The following is a 16077-nucleotide window of genomic DNA, read 5'->3' on the forward strand; positions in this document are numbered from 1 at the left end:
TGCACTGATATATAAGTATTCTGCTGAGATAAAATCCAATCGAGTAAAAAACGCACTATGAGTGTAAGCAAACCATTGCTTAAGAATGGGGAGATACTCGAACTCTACGCTACTGGGGTTAGAGATTTCACTGGGTATGAATTGTATATCGGTGGTGATATTTACTGTGTTAGTTTTATTCCTGACCTGAGTGGAGTCAAATTCAGTGGACTCGATCTGTCTGACTCCTACATGGAAAACTTTAATTTGAGCAGGGCTAATTTGAGTAGAACTGTTTTCAATTCGGTTTGTTTGGATGGAGCTAATCTCAGTGGGGCTAACTTGAGTGGAGCTATCTTGGTTAGAGCTAGTCTATATAGAGTTGATCTGACTGGAGCCGCTCTGACGTATGCAAATTTGCGATCTGCCGAAATCGTCAACAGCAACTTAACTAACACCAACCTGACTGGAGCTAATATCGAGTGTACTTGGCTCGAAGGTAATATTTATCAGAACACTATTTGGACTGATGGTAGTATCCGAAACGATTAAATCACATTCATCTGAACCAGTTAACAAGAATTCACATTTATGACCAAAGCTTCAGATTATCTTGGGAAGCATCTTTTTCGCGATTGTATAAAGACTAACCAGCAATAGTTTGCTTTTCCCCAGCATTGAAAACGATCGCATCAAAATAGTCTATTACCGCGATCGCTCCAAAATCCAATCGAGTAAAATCGGATTGACTAACTCCGGCGCTTCATCCTGCGGACAATGCCCAACTCCCTCTAAAGGAATAAACTTTTCTACTTGCCCAAAGTTAGCTAATTCTCTTCCTAATTTAATTGGTTCCCACGGATCGGCTGTTCCCCACAAGATAATCGCCGGACACTGTAACAATGGCAAAAGGTCTTCTGGTAATGGCCCTGTAGAATAAGAAGTAAAGGCAAGAAACACAGCCCCAGCCCCCGGATCGCTTGCAGGTGAAGTGAGAATATCTACCAACTCATCTGTCACCATCTCAGCATTTGCATAAGCTTGCAGCAGAATTTTCCGTACCGTTTTCGGTTTGGCGAGTTGATTGAAAAAGAAATCACCAACTGGTTTGATAGATAACAGGCGTTGCAGTAAAGGCGCTCCGTAACGACGAGATAAAGGTAAAGTTTCCCGTTTGCGATCGTGCAACAGCCGTAAAGAACAGTTGAGTAAAGCAACTCCCAAGGCAATATCTGGGTTGCTGACTGCTGCTTGCATGGCGACAATACAACCAATGGAATTTCCCACTAAAAAAGCTGGCTCACCGACAACTTCACGGCAAAAATCTGCTACTTGCTGTCCCCAGGTTTCTAGTGTGTAGTTAATTTTTTCACCAGGTTGAGGTTTTGCAGAAGCGCCAAAACCAATTAAATCAATAGTATAAACACGGCAATTTTCCGCTAATACCGGAATATTTTTTCGCCAGTGCCACCAAGAAGCACCAAATCCATGCACCAGGACAACAGCTGGCCCAGTAGTTCCTTGGGTTTGGTAACAGATCGGAAAATCTTGCCAAATCCAGGTTTTTGTAGAGTTAAGTGCTGTTTTTGAACTTGAGGTTGTCATGGTAAATTTGATGTAAAGAATGCTAAAAGCTTTTTAGCAGCAAAGTACAAATAAAATTGTTTTGAATTTGCAGAAAATTTATCAGATTTTCAAAATAAATCCTTGGCTCTAGTGATAGCCTATACATATACCACAAAAGCTTCTAAGCTAATAGTTTTATCCAGTATAGAGAGTTTTCATCTTATTGATAGAGGTAATTTACTCACAACTGAGATTATGTCAGTATTAAAAATCATAACGTTTCTAATGTGAGTAATATTTGGGCTATTTTTTAGATGTGAGCGAATTAGCATCAGTGCTAGATTCAGTAGTTTCACAATTTACGATCGCAAATTTGGTCTATAAGATTGGCGAATATGAGGCATCGGCTAAGGGGTGGTTTGCAACTGGAAACTGACGCTGAATTTAACAATATTTTTCTTGTTCCTAGTTCTGCGAGCCAGAAATCATGAATCTACTAGAAACAATTGATACTCCCGTTGGGAGCTACGCACCAGATTTTGAATTGCCAGGAATTGATGGTCAAGTACACCATCTCAGGCGCTATCTTGAGAAGTTCCGAGCAGTCGGCGTTATTTCTATGTGTAATCACTGCCCTTATGTCGATCGGTATTTAGGCAGACTAAAAAACATTCAAGCCGAATTTGCCCCAAAAGGCTTCACACTAATTGGACTGAATGGTAGTAATGTTGACTACGACACTAGGTCAAGCTTTGAAAATATGAAAGCTTTTGCCCTACGTCACCAGTTGAACTTCCCCTACCTGTGGGACTCAACGCAAGATGTGACGGGTAGTTTCGGCGCAACAAAAACACCAACAGCCTTTCTTATAGACACAAATGGTATAGTCCGTTACAAAGGTAAAATTGATAATCATCCCCAAGATCCATTATCAGTGGGAGAGGATTATTTGAGAACTGCGATCGCTTCTCTGTTTAAAGGCGAAGAAATAGCCATACCACAAACAGAACCAGTTGGGACTACATTGATTTGGCGTAACTAGACATAGATAGTCCCTGTAACTGTTATCTTAAATTGGAGGCAATTGCAACTTTTTTGATAAAGCGTAACTTCATGGGAACGAATTACCGACGGGTTTTACTCAAACTGAGCGGTGAAGCCTTAATGGGAAACATGGGCTATGGCATTGATCCAGAAGTGGTCAAAGGAATAGCACAAGAATTAGCAGAAGTGATAGCCACTGGTACTCAAATCGCCATAGTTGTTGGCGGCGGCAATATTTTTCGTGGCGTCAAAGCAGCGTCGGCGGGGATGGACAGGGCAACAGCTGACTATATCGGGATGATTGCCACGGTAATGAATGCCATGACGCTGCAAGATTCGCTAGAACACATAGGAGTACAGACGCGGGTGCAAACCGCGATCGCTATGCAAGAATTAGCAGAACCATATATTCGTCGTCGTGCCATCCGTCATCTTGAAAAAGGACGGGTGGTAATTTTTGGTGCTGGTTCTGGAAATCCCTTTTTTACTACAGATACGACTGCGGCATTAAGAGCCGCAGAAATCGATGCTGAGGTGATTTTTAAAGCCACCAAAGTAGATGGAGTATATGATGCCGATCCTCATATTTATCCTGACGCCAAGCGTTACAATAGCTTAACCTACGCGCACGTTTTAGCCCAAGATTTGCGGGTGATGGATAGTACTGCGATCGCCTTGTGTAAAGAAAATAATATCCCAATTCTGGTATTTGACCTAACGGTGCGAGGAAATATCCACCGAGCAGTCTTGGGAGAATCCATCGGCACCCTTGTGGGAGGTTCTTGTGAAATTAGCTGAAGCTGAAAGTACGATGCAAAAAACCGTTGAGGCAACTCAACGAGCTTTTAACTCGATTCGCACTGGTCGCGCCAATGCGAGTCTATTAGATAAGGTGTTGGTGGACTATTACGGTTCGCCTACTTCCTTGAAATCACTGGCAAACATTAGCACGCCAGATGCTACGACGATCTTAATTCAACCCTACGAGCGCAACACCCTAAACATCATTGAGAAGGCTATTTCCCTCTCAGATGTGGGTTTAACACCCAGTAACGACGGTTCTGTAATCCGGTTGAATATTCCGCCCTTAACGAGCGAACGCCGTAAAGAATTCGTCAAAATGGCATCCAAGTATGCTGAAGAGGGTCGTGTTGCTATTCGCAACATTCGCCGCGATGCCATAGACGCCATTCGCAAACAGGAGAAAGCCTCTGAAATCTCCAAAGATGAATCAAAAGACCAACAAGACAACTTGCAAAAACTGACAAATGAGTATACTGCCAAAATAGACTCGTTGTTGGCAGAAAAAGAAAAAGACATCACGACTGTTTAAAGTCTCAAGTCTTAAGCATAAAGGCTGAAGGATAATGGATAAATTCTTCAGCCTTTATCATTTCTTAGTGATTGCATAAATCTTAGAAAAATTGATCGAGTAAGTAACTAGACATGAATAATTATTGTAGGAACAATTCCTAAATTGCCCCTCTCAATAGAAAATAAACTAATTCTGGAGCAAAAATCCAATATGTACGACTGCATCATCGTCGGCGCTGGGCCAGCTGGTGGAACAGCTGCATATCATTTAGCCAAACAAGGTCGCTCAGTATTAGTGTTGGAAAAAGAATCTCTGCCAAGATATAAACCTTGTGGTGGTGGTGTATCTCCAGCGATCGCTCAATGGTTCGACTTTGATTTTAGCCCAGTAATTTCTGTAAAAGCCGACTCCCTTCGCTTTACCTGGAATTTGGGCGACCCCGTAGAAGCAAAAATCGCTACAAAAGAACCAGTCTGGATGGTACGACGAGATATTTTTGACCATTTCCTAGTGCAGCAAGGGCAAAAGCAAGGAGCTGAACTACGAGATAATACGGAAGTAACGGGTATTGAGTTTCAAAGCGACTACTGGCAAGTTAACACAGCTAATGGCTCGGTTACAGGTCGCTACTTAATCGCGGCTGATGGTGTCAAAGGGCCAATGGCAAAATGGCTAGGCTTCAAAGATCGTAAACGCCGTTTAGCAGGAGCTTTGGAAGCAGAAGTGGCCGCGGAAGTCAAGGATAAATCGACAATTCATTTCGAGTTTGGCTTGGTGAAAAACGGCTACATTTGGAATTTTCCAAAAGCTGATGGTTATTCCATTGGTGTCGGTACATTTGTCGGCGGCAAACCGCAGGATTTTAAGAAAATTTTAGATGAGTACGCGCGATCGTTTAATGTAGATATCAAAACTAGCAAGCAATATGGCTATCCTCTTTGCTTGTGGGATGGCAACCAAAAGTTGCATACCCAAAATGCAGTTTTAGCTGGGGAAGCTGCTTGTATAGTCGATCCAATGACAGCAGAAGGCATTCGTCCGTCAATTTTTAGCGGTTTAATTGCAGCAGGAGCCATTAATGAAGCACTTTCTGGTGATACCAACGCTTTAGAAAAATATAGCGAAGCCATTAATGAAGAATGGGGTACTGAAATGGCTTGGGCGCAAAAATTAGGTGGAGCATTTTATCGCTTTCCTAGCATTGGCTACAAAGTTGGTGTTAAGCGTCCTTCCGGTGCGAAAATCATGGGTAAGATTCTGTGTGGAGAACTGCGCTATGGCGACGTTGCCGGTCGTGCCATCAAGCGTTTAATTCCTGGTTTTGGAACTTGAGCAACTTGTTAAAGTAAGCAAACTTCCGCCGCAGTGTACTAGATATTTCTCAATATGGCAATTTACTTGACAAAACGGCTATCTGTGTTCGCTAATATTCTTGCTCTTGTCCTCTTTATGCCGGGAATTGCCTTAGCTGCACCCGTTCAAATCAATACTCCTTCTGGTATTATTTTCGCCCAAACTACCAAAACTGCAAGCTACTCCACCTCGTCAGAGATTAACCTGACTCCCTTACAACGGCAAGAACTCCAGGCTGTGCGTCAGAGAAGAAACAGGGAAATTGAGGCAGTGTTAAACTCAGCCCAGCGTGCCCAACTTAATCACAATCTCCGGGCTGGTAATAATATCAAGCAAGCCCTAGAAAAACTGAATTTGCAACCAGAACAGCAAGATTTTGTAAAGGCGATCGTGCAATTTACTAATTTGAAAATGAAGGCTGTTTTATCTAGGCATTCACTGGACAACAATAAAGGTTTAAACAATACTGGAAAGTTTTGATAATAAGCGATTGCTTTTTAATATTAGGGTAATCGCTTTGATTATTACAAGCTTATTATCAGCGAACCTTTTTAACGAGACTTAAACATTTTTAAGGGAGAAACAAGCCTCAAACCTATGTATGGGTAGAGAAATACAGCAAATGTTCAAAAATGGTTGAAACTCATATATATCAGGAAACTAAGCAAAACGATGTCCAAATCATTCTGTGTATAGTTTTTAGGCTCTTTTTTAGTTATTTTTCGTCTAAGTCTCATTAACTTCTGCTCATAAGCTTCCCGTTGCTGCTGCTGAATTTCTTGTAAACTGTTAATATACGGTTTTACCAAATCTCTTGTTAAACCACCCGATACAAAAGCTGATTCTAGATAAAATAATTGTGGTTCATAAGTTGGGTTGAGATTTAAGTAATACCAATCAGCAATGAAAGCTGCTAAAAGTTGTTGAACTGTGACGATAATTTGCCGAATGATGCGGATAGCTTGCGTCTCGTTATTACCTGCTGCTTGTAAAGATTCCTTTGCGTCTTCCCAGTTCCAAGCTGCTATAGAAAACTTCGCAATAGCGCTGCTTTGCGGATTCCAAAAAGTGACGTGAAAGTAAACTTCATAATCAGTAACTTTGCTATGTAATATAACCGTTGGCACAGGAGCCAAAATTGTCTGTAGCTGGCGAATATCTGCATCCCCAATTGCACGGTTAAAATAGTCGCCAAAACATTCAACAGGGCATAAATCACTATCCAGACTATAATACTGATTCAAGAAAGTTTTTAACTTCTCTGGTAGTTCTATTTGTAGGTCGTGTTGTAAAGATGATGGGCAACTTGGACTCACATTTGGCGGTGCAACTAATACTAATAAACGGTGTTTTCTTTGTCCCTCTACCAAAATGTTATAGCTTTCTTCTCGACTAAAAATAGTCGCTAAGTTTTTCTGGTCAAAAATTGCCTGAATTTCTTTGAGCTTACCTTGAATTTGATTGCTTGCCATTCCCGCAACAGTTCCAAAAGTTGTTTACTAAACTCCTTCTGCTGTTGTAATTCTTGTTCTTCAAGTTCCAAAAGTTGTTTACTAAACTCCTTCTGCTGTTGTAATTCTTGTTCTTCAAGTTCCAAAAGTTGTTTACTAAACTCCTTCTGATGTTGTAATTCTTGTTCTTTAAGTTCCAAAAGTTGTTTATTAGACTCCTTCTGCTGTTGTAATTCTTGTTTTTTAAGCTGATTGGCATAAGTAAGACTTTGCTCATATTTTGTTAATGCTTCCACATAACGAGGGTCTTCTTTCACTGAAGACGGCAACAAAGCAGAAATACTCGAACGCTCAACCTTGGAGCCAATATAGTCACCAGCAACTTCTCCAAGTTTTTGCCCAAGGCTATAAGCAGCATTTTTCAGCAGGGTAAAGAGGACATCCGATATAACAGGGGTTAGGAACATAGCTATTTATGGCTTCAGCAGAATAAAACAAGTTTCGTTTTATACAATATTCTGTTGTAACCTGTCATTAGTAAAAGCGTCATTGTTAATTATGCTGTTGACAAAAGTCGAATGCGGAGTTCGTCAAGACTAGGGAAACAGTTGACTAATTGGAACTTCAATTTCTGGAAATGCAATCAAGGATAATGTTGCATCCTCCTGCAAAATAAATTCAATATTATAGCTTTCCAAACCCGGTTTGTGGAAAACATAAACCTGACGCTGATTCACATCCAAAATCCAGTAGTCAGGAATTTTTGCTCTAGCATAAAGAGGCGCTTTTTGTTTACGATCCGTTTCTAAGGTTGTATCGGCTACCTCAATGAGTAAAAAGATTTCATTCGGTGCAGGATGACGATCGATATACTTTCGCGCATCAATCTGGACAACAGCAATATCTGGCTCAGGTTCCGAATATTGGCTTAACTGAATGGGGTCTTGTACCCGAACTAAGGCAACTTCTGCTAGCAGCCGCTTGAGGTAGTCAGATGCACAAAGCGTTGTCGCTGCATCGGGAGGATTTTTGGCACTCATGGGCATAACTTGCCCATCAATCAGTTCTACCCGTTCACCCTCTGTAATAATACCCGTTTCAAACATCCGGTGATATTCGTTTACAGTCCACAGGCGCACTTTAGTTTGTGTCATTGGATTTCCTTTGGCCATCGCACATCACTTTTAGGCGATTATCTTTTACTCTCAACTTTGGCAGCATCTATAATTAATCTTGCCCTATTTAGTTCGTTACCATGTCGGAAGAAGATATCCGAGCCGCCAGGCTGGAGAAAGTAGAACAGCTCAAGCAGCTAGGGACTAATCCTTATGCCTATCGTTGGGAATCCACCCATCATGCAGCACAGTTGCAAGAAAAATTTGCCGATTTATCCAGTGGCGAAGAAGTTGATTTGGAAGTTGCCATAGCCGGACGCATTATGGCGCGTCGCGTTTTCGGTAAATTGGCTTTCTTCACCTTGCAAGATGAAACCGGTACAATTCAGCTTTATTTGGATAAAAATCGCATCCAAGAAGGTATGGCAGATATTGATGCCGATGCCTTCAATCACCTGAAACAACTTACAGATGCAGGTGACATATTAGGAGCTAAAGGTACTATTAAACGGACTGAAAAGGGCGAGTTATCTGTCTACGTTAAACAATATACTATCCTCACTAAATCCCTGTTACCTCTACCCGACAAGTGGCATGGATTAACGGATGTTGCCAAGCGTTACCGTCAGCGCTACGTTGACTTGATTGTTAACCCCGAAGTGCGGCAAACTTTCCGCCGTCGCGCTCAAATTACTGCCGGTATTCGCCGCTATTTAGAACAGCGAGATTTTCTGGAAATTGAAACGCCAGTTTTGCAAAGTGAGACTGGAGGTGCAGATGCGCGTCCATTTATCACCTATCACAACACTTTAGAAATGGAATTGTATCTGCGAATTGCCACAGAACTCCATCTCAAGCGGTTGATTGTGGGTGGTTTTGAAAAGGTGTTTGAATTGGGGCGGGTTTTCCGCAATGAGGGAATTTCGACTCGACACAATCCCGAATTTACGACGATTGAAGTTTACCAAGCTTACGCCGACTACAACGATATGATGGCGTTGACTGAAGGGATTATTACCACTGTCGCCCAAGAGGTACTCGGCACATTACAAATTACCTACCAAGGGGAACCGATAGATTTGACACCACCTTGGCGGCGGGTGACAATGCACGATTTAGTTAAAGAATTTACGGGCTTGGATTTTAATTCGTTCCGAAGTTTGGAAGAAGCAAAAACAGCAAGTAAAAATGCTGGTATTCCTGGTATAGATGAAGCCCAATCAATTGGTAAGTTACTAAATTTAGCCTTTGAAGAGAAAGTAGAAGCTAATTTAATTCAACCTACCTTTGTAATTGATTACCCTGTAGAAATTTCGCCCCTAGCAAAACCTCACCGTTCTGTGCCTGGTTTGGTAGAACGATTTGAGTTATTTATAGTCGGGCGAGAAACTGGGAATAGTTTCTCAGAACTTACCGATCCCATCGACCAAAGAGAACGTTTAGAAGCACAAGCGGCTCGGAAAGCTGCTGGTGACTTAGAAGCCCAAGGTGTAGATGAAGACTTTCTAACAGCTTTGGAATACGGTATGCCGCCTACAGGTGGTTTAGGGATTGGGATCGATCGCTTGGTGATGTTATTAACTGATTGTGCCAGTATTCGGGATGCGATCGCCTTCCCCTTACTTAAGCCAGAAAAATCAGAATCATCCCCAGAAGAATCCTAATCTTACACCCCATTGCTTAATTCCCTCCTCGCTTGCGGGGAGGGGAGACAAAGCGTAGCTTTGGCGGGGTGGGGTTCTTCTGTTTGAAGCCCTTACACCATTAATACTGTTCGCTTTGTGCATTTTTAACTTGAAATTGGGTTTGGGGAAAAGGTTAAGGGGTAAAGGTTAAAGGTTTTTCTTTTCCCTTTTCCCCTTAACCGAAAGGTATTGCCTACACCACTACTTTTTCTAAGATCAGCTTAGAACGTTTCACTTGCTCAGGAATCGTCACGGGATAATCTCCGGTGAAGCAGGCAGAACAGAAACTATTGGTGTCTTCTCGTGTCGCTTCTAGCATTCCCTCCCAACTCAGATAGGCGAGGCTGTCTACTTCCAGTTGCTTGGCAATTTCTTCCACTGACTTGGTAGCAGCAATTAGCTGATCTTGAGAATCGGTATCGATGCCATAGAAGCAGGGATGAGTTACAGGCGGAGAAGAAATTCGCATGTGTACCTCTACTGCACCTGCTTCACGTAAAGTTTTAACTAATTTACGGCTGGTAGTACCCCGTACAATCGAATCATCTACAATAATTACTCGTTTACCTAGCAGCACATCTTTGAGGGGGTTGAGTTTCATCCGCAGACCCGATTCTCGCATGGTTTGGGTTGGTTGAATGAAGGTTCGCCCAACATAGCGATTTTTAATCAGTCCTTCGCCGTAAGCGACACCAGACGCTTGGGAAAATCCAATAGCAGCAGGTATACCAGAATCAGGAACACCAAAGACAATATCGGCATCTACAAAAGATTCTTTAGCTAACTGGTGTCCTAATCGCATTCGATAGCTGTACAAACTCTCGTTGTGCATGACGCTATCAGGGCGGGCAAAGTAAATCATTTCAAAGATACACAATTTCCGCTCGGACTTTTGACTCCAATGGTAAGAAGCTAAACCTTCTTCAGTAATCCAAACTAATTCACCTGGTTCTACGTCTCGCAGGTATTCGGCTCCAATGATGTCTAAACCACAAGTCTCGGAAGCCAAAACGTAACGGACTGGATTACCAGCCAAAGTGCCAATTACTAACGGGCGGATTCCATTAGGGTCGCGGACACCCATAACACCGACGGGAGTGCCAATAACTAAACTAAAGGCTCCTTGGCAACGTTGAAATGCCTGAATTCCACCTTCTAGCCAATCAGCGCCCGTATCTATGGCTTCGGCGATCGCAAAAGCGATCATTTCTGAGTCTGTTGTTGTGACTAAGTTACATTTATTTTCAAGCAACTCTTGACGTAGTTGCACAGTATTGACTAAATTACCATTGTGTGCAAGTGCTATGGAACCTAAACGGGTTTCCAGCACTGCGGGTTGAGCATTAACTTTGCGGCTAGAACCTGTGGTGGAATAACGAGTGTGACCAACAGCAAGACTACCGGGCAATTGATCCAAGACAGATTCATTAAAAACTTGAGACACCAAGCCCATATCTTTGTGGAGATGTACTTGTGTACCCTCAAAGGTGGCAATACCAGCTGATTCTTGACCCCGATGCTGGAGGGCATACAATCCAAAGTAGGTCAGTTTAGCAACGTTTTCTCCTGGGGCGTAGATGCCAAAAACACCACAAGCTTCTTCTGGCTTGTCAGGCTGATCTTCATGACTATTGATTGGGTTGTTGGTCTGGTCGGGGTATTCATCCGAAGTGACAGAATGAATAGAAATCATGCTAGCTTTGCTCCTGGTGGGGGGGGGTCAATCAATTTTGGATTTGAGACTTCGGCTACGCTCAGTCGAACGATTGACGATTTTGGATTGATCGCACCGTAGTAAAGATGCGGCTTGAGATTTTAGAATGGCGATTTTAGATTTTTTGCCCAGTAAGAGCAAGATATGAACTAGAAGCAACGCCCCTAATCCAAAATCTAAAATTCAAAATCTAAAATTGGCAGTCAGTCACTGGGATTATATAGATGGCTGGGGAGTTCTTAACAAATCTTTAACCATCCATTAAAACAGTACCGTAAATTTGCTCAGAGACGCTAAAAGTTATGAGTGAAGTCTAAATACTCAGCATTCAGCGCTCAGAAGTAGTGGTATGGATGGCGAGACGTTTGGCGATCGCATGGGAATAGCGATCGTTCATATCTTCGATACTAACTTTGATTAAGGTTTGGTTATCAGTGGTGAAAACCCCCAAACCCGTCTCAAAATTACTAACTACACCCAGTTTTTGCCACTCTTGACCCAGATGTTCCTGTAAATATGATTCCCAAATTTCTTGTTGTGCTGATGCTATAGAAACTAAAATTCTGGCACCACCTTCGGCAAACAACACCTCGTCTAAACGGTTTAACTGTGTTGGTGCTATTTCTAAATTGATTTCCGCACCCAGATTGCCAGCAAGACAAGATTCGGCTAGTGCGATCGCCACTCCTCCCTCAGCAGAATCGTGGGCTGAACGTACCCAACCATTACGAATTCCTTCACGACAAACTTTCTGGACGCGACGTTCCAAGCCAAAATCTACCCGTGGTGGTTTTCCGGCAACAGTATTGTGGATAGTGGCTAAATATTCAGATGCTCCCAAACTGATTTCGGATGCCAGAGGCAATCCCAGAAGATAAATCACATCGCCGGCTGCTTGCCAACCTTGACCACAAATTTTGGTTATATCGGGAATCAAGCCCACCATTCCGACAACAGGGGTGGGATAAATGGGTTGTGGGATGCCTTGAGAATCAAGAGTTTCGTTGTACAAAGAGACATTTCCGCCTGTGACTGGTGTTGCCAATTCTCGGCAACCTTCCGCCAAACCGCGACAAGCTTCTGCCAATTGCCAGTAACCAATGGGTTTTTCTGGAGAGCCAAAATTTAGGTTATCCGTCACCGCCAGAGGTTCTGCACCCACACAGCTAAGATTGCGTGCAGCTTCTGCCACCACTGCCTTAGCTCCTTCATAAGGGTCAAGATATACATAACGAGGATTGCAATCTACCGTCGCCGCCACTCCTGATTTGAGATTTGGGATTTGGGATTTGAGATTTGGGATTTCTTCAAGAGGGCGCAAACGGATAACAGCCGCATCTGCACCACCTGGAAGCATTACTGTATTATTTTGTACCTGATGGTCATACTGACGATATACCCAATTTTTAGAAGCGATCGTGGGTGTATCGAGCAAAGTTAAGAGAATATCATTCCAACTTTGCAGTCCTCCTTGAAGTTCTATTCCAGCAGTTGTGGAAGGAGGTAGGGAATCAGCAGTCCATTCCCAAGCTTGACGCGCATATTCCGGTGCTTCTGCCAATAACTCCCGGTTATATAGTGGGGTATTTTCTGCCAAAGCCTCAGCAGGAATTTCTGCTGCTACTTCACCCTGAAAGAGAATTCGCACAATAGGTTCAGCAATGACTGTACCAGCCACAACAGCTTGAAGTCCCCACCGATGGAAAATGTCAATTAATTCTTGCTCGCGCCCTTTATGAGCAACAAACAGCATTCGCTCTTGAGATTCCGAAAGCAGATATTCATAAGGAACCATCCCCATTTCTCTGACGGGAATCTTATCTAAATCTAGTTCAATTCCCACACCGCCTTTTGCCGCCATCTCTGAAGTAGAACAGGTGATTCCCGCTGCTCCCATATCTTGGGCAGCGACAACTGCACCCGTTTTAAACGCCTCCAGACAAGCTTCAATCAACGACTTTTCCAAAAAGGGATCGCCCACTTGCACAGCAGGGCGATCGTCTATGGATTGATCGCTCAATTCTGCACTAGCAAAACTCGCGCCTCCCATACCGTCGCGCCCAGTGGTGGAACCAACATAAAGCACGGGATTGCCTAAGCCAGATGCTCCAGATTTGACGATTTCTGAGGTTTCCATCAACCCCAATGCCATAACGTTCACCAGAGGATTTCCAGAGTAAGCAGAGTCAAAGTAAACTTCGCCGCCAACAGTGGGTACTCCTACACAGTTACCATAATGAGAGATTCCTGCCACCACACCAGTGAATAGCCGTTGGGTTTTGGGATCTTCTAAGGAACCAAAGCGTAACGAGTTTAATAGGGCAATGGGACGCGCACCCATTGTAAAAATATCTCTGAGAATACCTCCGACTCCCGTTGCAGCTCCTTGAAAGGGTTCGACTGCTGAGGGATGGTTGTGAGATTCAATCTTAAAAGCTAGTTGGAGTCCATCACCCAAGTCTACAACACCAGCATTTTCACCAGGCCCCACCAGGATGCGGGGACCATCGATGGGAAATTGTTTGAGTAGGGGTCGAGAATTTTTGTAACAACAATGCTCTGACCACATCACGCCAAACATTCCTAGTTCAGCTTTGTTGGGATGACGGCCTAGCCGACGGACAATTTCTGCGTATTCTTCTGGTTTAAGACCTTCAGCAGCAATTTCTTGGGGGGAAAACGCTGGTTTTGAGGTTGCAGTCATGGAAGTAATGCACTCTGGGGGGACAGAGCATTATTCTATCGATTTACTTGCCCTGTAAGTACAGTTTCAGAAATGCAGATAATTCTTCTTTGGATATTTCTTTCTGAACTACTTGAATCACCAAGTTGTAAGCTTGCTCTTGAGATAGGTTCAAACTGTAGCCGTTTAAGGTTATGAAGGTATCCATAACCGCAAATGCAGTGCGTTTGTTGCCATCAATAAACGGATGGTTCATCGCCAAATGGTACAGGTATGCTACTGCTTGCTCGTGAATTGTAGGATGGAGAAGTTCGCCGCCAAAAGTAGCTTGAGGTTGTGCCAATGCTGAATCTAGCAAACTTTCGTCTCTGATACCAGATGTTCCACCAAAGCTGTTGATCTCATCTTGGTGAATATCTAGGACTTGAGAAATAGAAAGAAATCTAGGAGTCTGCAAGGCGACGGTAAACCTCCTGCCATTTCTGTTTAGAAGCTAAATAAGCCTGCCATACCTCTTCATCTGAGGCGATCTGATTTGAGGCAGTATTTTCTAATTTGTCTTCATTTTGTCCAATCTCGCGGAAAGATTTGGCAAAATCAGGAATATTTAATAATACTTTTTCAGTAACTTCGTTTTCTTCTGTTTCTTGCAAATAAGCCAGAAACGCAACTGCTAATCTCAACTTTTCAATAGAAAGTTGACGCAAACGGCTTTCGGCTTCTGATAAATAAGTGCTGTGCTTTTGTTCTGTTGCCATCGTTACCCCAAGCTAGGTTCATTGCCAGTTATGAATCACTTCTGCTGCTAACTCTACCTTATCGCCCTATTGTGATTTACTCATTATGTTGCAAAACACGATGCCTACGGCGGCAAGCTACGCACTTTTACTTTTTGTAGATTGAAGCGCGATCGCTCTTTAATTTAAACTCTAACTAAATACTTATATTTCCATCTTGGTAAATATTGGCAGTAGATGCTTATACAGCCTTTATTACAAGCGAACTTGTTTCTTGGATGGAAGGGTAGTACAACCCCAGAATGCACTCAACAGGATTATTCCGACCATAAGATAGACAAAATTTAAGATCGCTAGCACACAAAATGCTTTAGTCTGTAAAGATAACTTTATTTTTTAATCTTAGTGAAATTTCTAGCTCCTTTACTTACGTGAGTCTAGTCTCACTCAGAGATTATTCGGGTATATGCAGTTTAGATGTAACAATCAAGTGACGAGAATCACACATATCGATGATTAGGATCGTCTCCCAGCGATTGGTAACTAGGCATAATTAATGACAACTGAACTCTAGCCGAGTCATTAATAGGGAACACACTTAATAGCCGACAGCCTTAATCAAGGACTGTCGGTTTTTTGTATTTGTCCTTAGTCATTAGTCATTGGTCATTAGTCAAATGCCCCATGCCCAATGCCCATATCTATAAAATTTCCCCACAACTGGTCGGTAACTTGACAGAGATTTTGCCACAGCCACTACCAAATGTGGGGAAGGTATGATCAAATTGGGGATTTTATGCCTATCGAGTGCTAATACCTCGCACTCACTCTAGTAGACCGAAACTATATTCCTAGAACCAGCACACACTTTGTCTTAAGACATCGCTTGAATGATGTAATCAAAGTAAGGTCCTGCTTCGGCAGCGTCTTCCGCACTCAGTAAGCTAAGAGAGGCTGTTTTGAGGGAATTGATCGCTTCTACCATTCCAGGCACGGGAACGCCCAATGAATTGTACATTTCCCGCACACCAATCAAACCGATTTTTTCAATTGGCTCTTTGTCACCGGCAAGTACACCATAAGTAATTAGGCGTAAGTACCAGCCAAAATCACGGATACATAGAGAACGTTGGCGTTCACCGTAAGCATTACCTCCAGGGGAGATAAAGTCAGGACGCTTCTGCCAAAGTTGTTTAGTTGCTTCTTGAACGATCTTTTTTTCGTTTTCGGCTAAGGTAGCCGCAATCCGCGTCCGTTGTACGCCGGTTTGCAAAAAGTCTTTGATATTTTTAAGTTCGCCACTGCTGGGATAACGCAGTTCGTCGTCGGCTTTGAGAATAACTTGGCTAATTACAGTCATGATGATTGAAATCACCTGAAATATTATCTGTTAGTTTAGCGAGTTGGAGGTACACAAGTGAAGGGATCGGAGTTA

The 16077-nt window shown here is 42.9% G+C and carries 16 protein-coding genes; 7 read left to right on the forward strand and 9 right to left on the reverse strand.

Annotation, left to right across the window (positions count from 1 at the left end; translation table 11 throughout):
• Nucleotides 1–57: 57 nt before the first annotated feature.
• Nucleotides 58–531, forward strand: coding sequence for a pentapeptide repeat-containing protein (locus V7K45_RS14470; RefSeq protein ID WP_335004474.1), 474 nt, complete (start codon nt 58–60; stop codon nt 529–531).
• 153 nt (nt 532–684) lie between these two features.
• On the opposite strand, the gene V7K45_RS14475 is transcribed toward V7K45_RS14470, so the two are convergent.
• Nucleotides 685–1584, reverse strand: coding sequence for an alpha/beta fold hydrolase (locus V7K45_RS14475; protein WP_335004476.1), 900 nt, complete (start codon nt 1582–1584; stop codon nt 685–687).
• Between the two features lie 448 nt (nt 1585–2032).
• On the opposite strand from V7K45_RS14475, the gene V7K45_RS14480 reads away from it, so the two are divergent.
• The 5 genes from V7K45_RS14480 (at nt 2033) to V7K45_RS14500 (ending at nt 5737) form a co-directional block, all read left to right on the forward strand.
• Nucleotides 2033–2587 carry a thioredoxin family protein gene (locus tag V7K45_RS14480; RefSeq protein ID WP_335004478.1) on the forward strand — a complete coding sequence of 185 codons (555 nt, stop codon included), beginning with the start codon at nt 2033–2035 and terminating at the stop codon, nt 2585–2587.
• Between the two features lie 71 nt (nt 2588–2658).
• On the forward strand, nt 2659–3387 hold the full coding sequence (pyrH, locus tag V7K45_RS14485) for a UMP kinase (protein WP_322669722.1): 729 nt from the start codon (nt 2659–2661) through the stop codon (nt 3385–3387).
• Nucleotides 3374–3922 carry a ribosome recycling factor gene (gene frr / locus V7K45_RS14490; protein ID WP_289796885.1) on the forward strand — a complete coding sequence of 183 codons (549 nt, stop codon included), beginning with the start codon at nt 3374–3376 and terminating at the stop codon, nt 3920–3922. Before pyrH ends, frr begins: the two co-directional genes overlap by 14 nt.
• A gap of 192 nt (nt 3923–4114) precedes the next feature.
• Nucleotides 4115–5236: a geranylgeranyl reductase family protein gene (locus tag V7K45_RS14495; protein WP_335004481.1), complete on the forward strand. Its 1122-nt coding sequence runs from the start codon at nt 4115–4117 to the stop codon at nt 5234–5236.
• A gap of 54 nt (nt 5237–5290) precedes the next feature.
• Nucleotides 5291–5737, forward strand: coding sequence for a hypothetical protein (locus V7K45_RS14500; RefSeq protein WP_335004483.1), 447 nt, complete (start codon nt 5291–5293; stop codon nt 5735–5737).
• A gap of 146 nt (nt 5738–5883) precedes the next feature.
• On the opposite strand, the gene V7K45_RS14505 is transcribed toward V7K45_RS14500, so the two are convergent.
• The 3 genes from V7K45_RS14505 to V7K45_RS14515 all read right to left on the reverse strand — a co-directional run bounded on the left by V7K45_RS14505 (nt 5884) and on the right by V7K45_RS14515 (nt 7862).
• Nucleotides 5884–6729, reverse strand: coding sequence for a hypothetical protein (locus V7K45_RS14505; RefSeq protein ID WP_335004485.1), 846 nt, complete (start codon nt 6727–6729; stop codon nt 5884–5886).
• Nucleotides 6663–7175, reverse strand: a complete 513-nt coding sequence (locus V7K45_RS14510; protein ID WP_335004487.1) for a hypothetical protein — start codon at nt 7173–7175, stop codon at nt 6663–6665. Before V7K45_RS14510 ends, V7K45_RS14505 begins: the two co-directional genes overlap by 67 nt.
• Nucleotides 7176–7304: 129 nt before the next feature.
• Nucleotides 7305–7862: a Uma2 family endonuclease gene (locus tag V7K45_RS14515; RefSeq protein ID WP_335004490.1), complete on the reverse strand. Its 558-nt coding sequence runs from the start codon at nt 7860–7862 to the stop codon at nt 7305–7307.
• Nucleotides 7863–7963: 101 nt separating this feature from the next.
• Here V7K45_RS14515 and lysS point away from each other — a divergent pair, with 101 nt between their 5' ends.
• Nucleotides 7964–9487: a lysine--tRNA ligase gene (gene lysS / locus V7K45_RS14520; protein ID WP_335004492.1), complete on the forward strand. Its 1524-nt coding sequence runs from the start codon at nt 7964–7966 to the stop codon at nt 9485–9487.
• A gap of 214 nt (nt 9488–9701) precedes the next feature.
• Here the strand turns inward: lysS and purF are convergent, their stop codons facing one another.
• The 5 genes from purF to V7K45_RS14545 all read right to left on the reverse strand — a co-directional run bounded on the left by purF (nt 9702) and on the right by V7K45_RS14545 (nt 16002).
• Entirely contained in the window at nt 9702–11201 is a 1500-nt protein-coding gene (gene purF, locus V7K45_RS14525; RefSeq protein WP_335004494.1) for an amidophosphoribosyltransferase, read from the reverse strand.
• Nucleotides 11202–11550: 349 nt separating this feature from the next.
• Entirely contained in the window at nt 11551–13926 is a 2376-nt protein-coding gene (gene purL, locus V7K45_RS14530) for a phosphoribosylformylglycinamidine synthase subunit PurL (RefSeq protein WP_335004497.1), read from the reverse strand.
• Nucleotides 13927–13969: 43 nt separating this feature from the next.
• Entirely contained in the window at nt 13970–14362 is a 393-nt protein-coding gene (locus tag V7K45_RS14535) for a type II toxin-antitoxin system death-on-curing family toxin (protein WP_335004499.1), read from the reverse strand.
• Nucleotides 14349–14663, reverse strand: a complete 315-nt coding sequence (locus V7K45_RS14540; protein ID WP_335004501.1) for a hypothetical protein — start codon at nt 14661–14663, stop codon at nt 14349–14351. Before V7K45_RS14540 ends, V7K45_RS14535 begins: the two co-directional genes overlap by 14 nt.
• A gap of 853 nt (nt 14664–15516) precedes the next feature.
• A complete protein-coding gene (locus V7K45_RS14545; protein ID WP_335004503.1) occupies nt 15517–16002 on the reverse strand; it encodes an allophycocyanin subunit alpha-B in 486 nt (161 codons plus the stop codon).
• Between the last annotated feature and the right edge of the window lie 75 nt (nt 16003–16077).

Source organism: Nostoc sp. (genome assembly GCF_036917375.1).
Lineage (GTDB): Bacteria > Cyanobacteriota > Cyanobacteriia > Cyanobacteriales > Nostocaceae > Nostoc.

Bases quoted from the DNA above. Each gene is read 5' to 3' on its own strand.
- V7K45_RS14470 (WP_335004474.1), top strand. From the start codon at position 58: ATGAGTGTAAGCAAACCATTGCTTAAGAATGGGGAGATACTCGAACTC.
- V7K45_RS14475 (WP_335004476.1), bottom strand. From the start codon at position 1,584: ATGACAACCTCAAGTTCAAAAACAGCACTTAACTCTACAAAAACCTGG.
- V7K45_RS14480 (WP_335004478.1), top strand. From the start codon at position 2,033: ATGAATCTACTAGAAACAATTGATACTCCCGTTGGGAGCTACGCACCA.
- pyrH (WP_322669722.1), top strand. From the start codon at position 2,659: ATGGGAACGAATTACCGACGGGTTTTACTCAAACTGAGCGGTGAAGCC.
- V7K45_RS14495 (WP_335004481.1), top strand. From the start codon at position 4,115: ATGTACGACTGCATCATCGTCGGCGCTGGGCCAGCTGGTGGAACAGCT.
- V7K45_RS14500 (WP_335004483.1), top strand. From the start codon at position 5,291: ATGGCAATTTACTTGACAAAACGGCTATCTGTGTTCGCTAATATTCTT.
- V7K45_RS14505 (WP_335004485.1), bottom strand. From the start codon at position 6,729: ATGGCAAGCAATCAAATTCAAGGTAAGCTCAAAGAAATTCAGGCAATT.
- V7K45_RS14510 (WP_335004487.1), bottom strand. From the start codon at position 7,175: ATGTTCCTAACCCCTGTTATATCGGATGTCCTCTTTACCCTGCTGAAA.
- V7K45_RS14515 (WP_335004490.1), bottom strand. From the start codon at position 7,862: ATGACACAAACTAAAGTGCGCCTGTGGACTGTAAACGAATATCACCGG.
- lysS (WP_335004492.1), top strand. From the start codon at position 7,964: ATGTCGGAAGAAGATATCCGAGCCGCCAGGCTGGAGAAAGTAGAACAG.
- purF (WP_335004494.1), bottom strand. From the start codon at position 11,201: ATGATTTCTATTCATTCTGTCACTTCGGATGAATACCCCGACCAGACC.
- purL (WP_335004497.1), bottom strand. From the start codon at position 13,926: ATGACTGCAACCTCAAAACCAGCGTTTTCCCCCCAAGAAATTGCTGCT.
- V7K45_RS14540 (WP_335004501.1), bottom strand. From the start codon at position 14,663: ATGGCAACAGAACAAAAGCACAGCACTTATTTATCAGAAGCCGAAAGC.
- V7K45_RS14545 (WP_335004503.1), bottom strand. From the start codon at position 16,002: ATGACTGTAATTAGCCAAGTTATTCTCAAAGCCGACGACGAACTGCGT.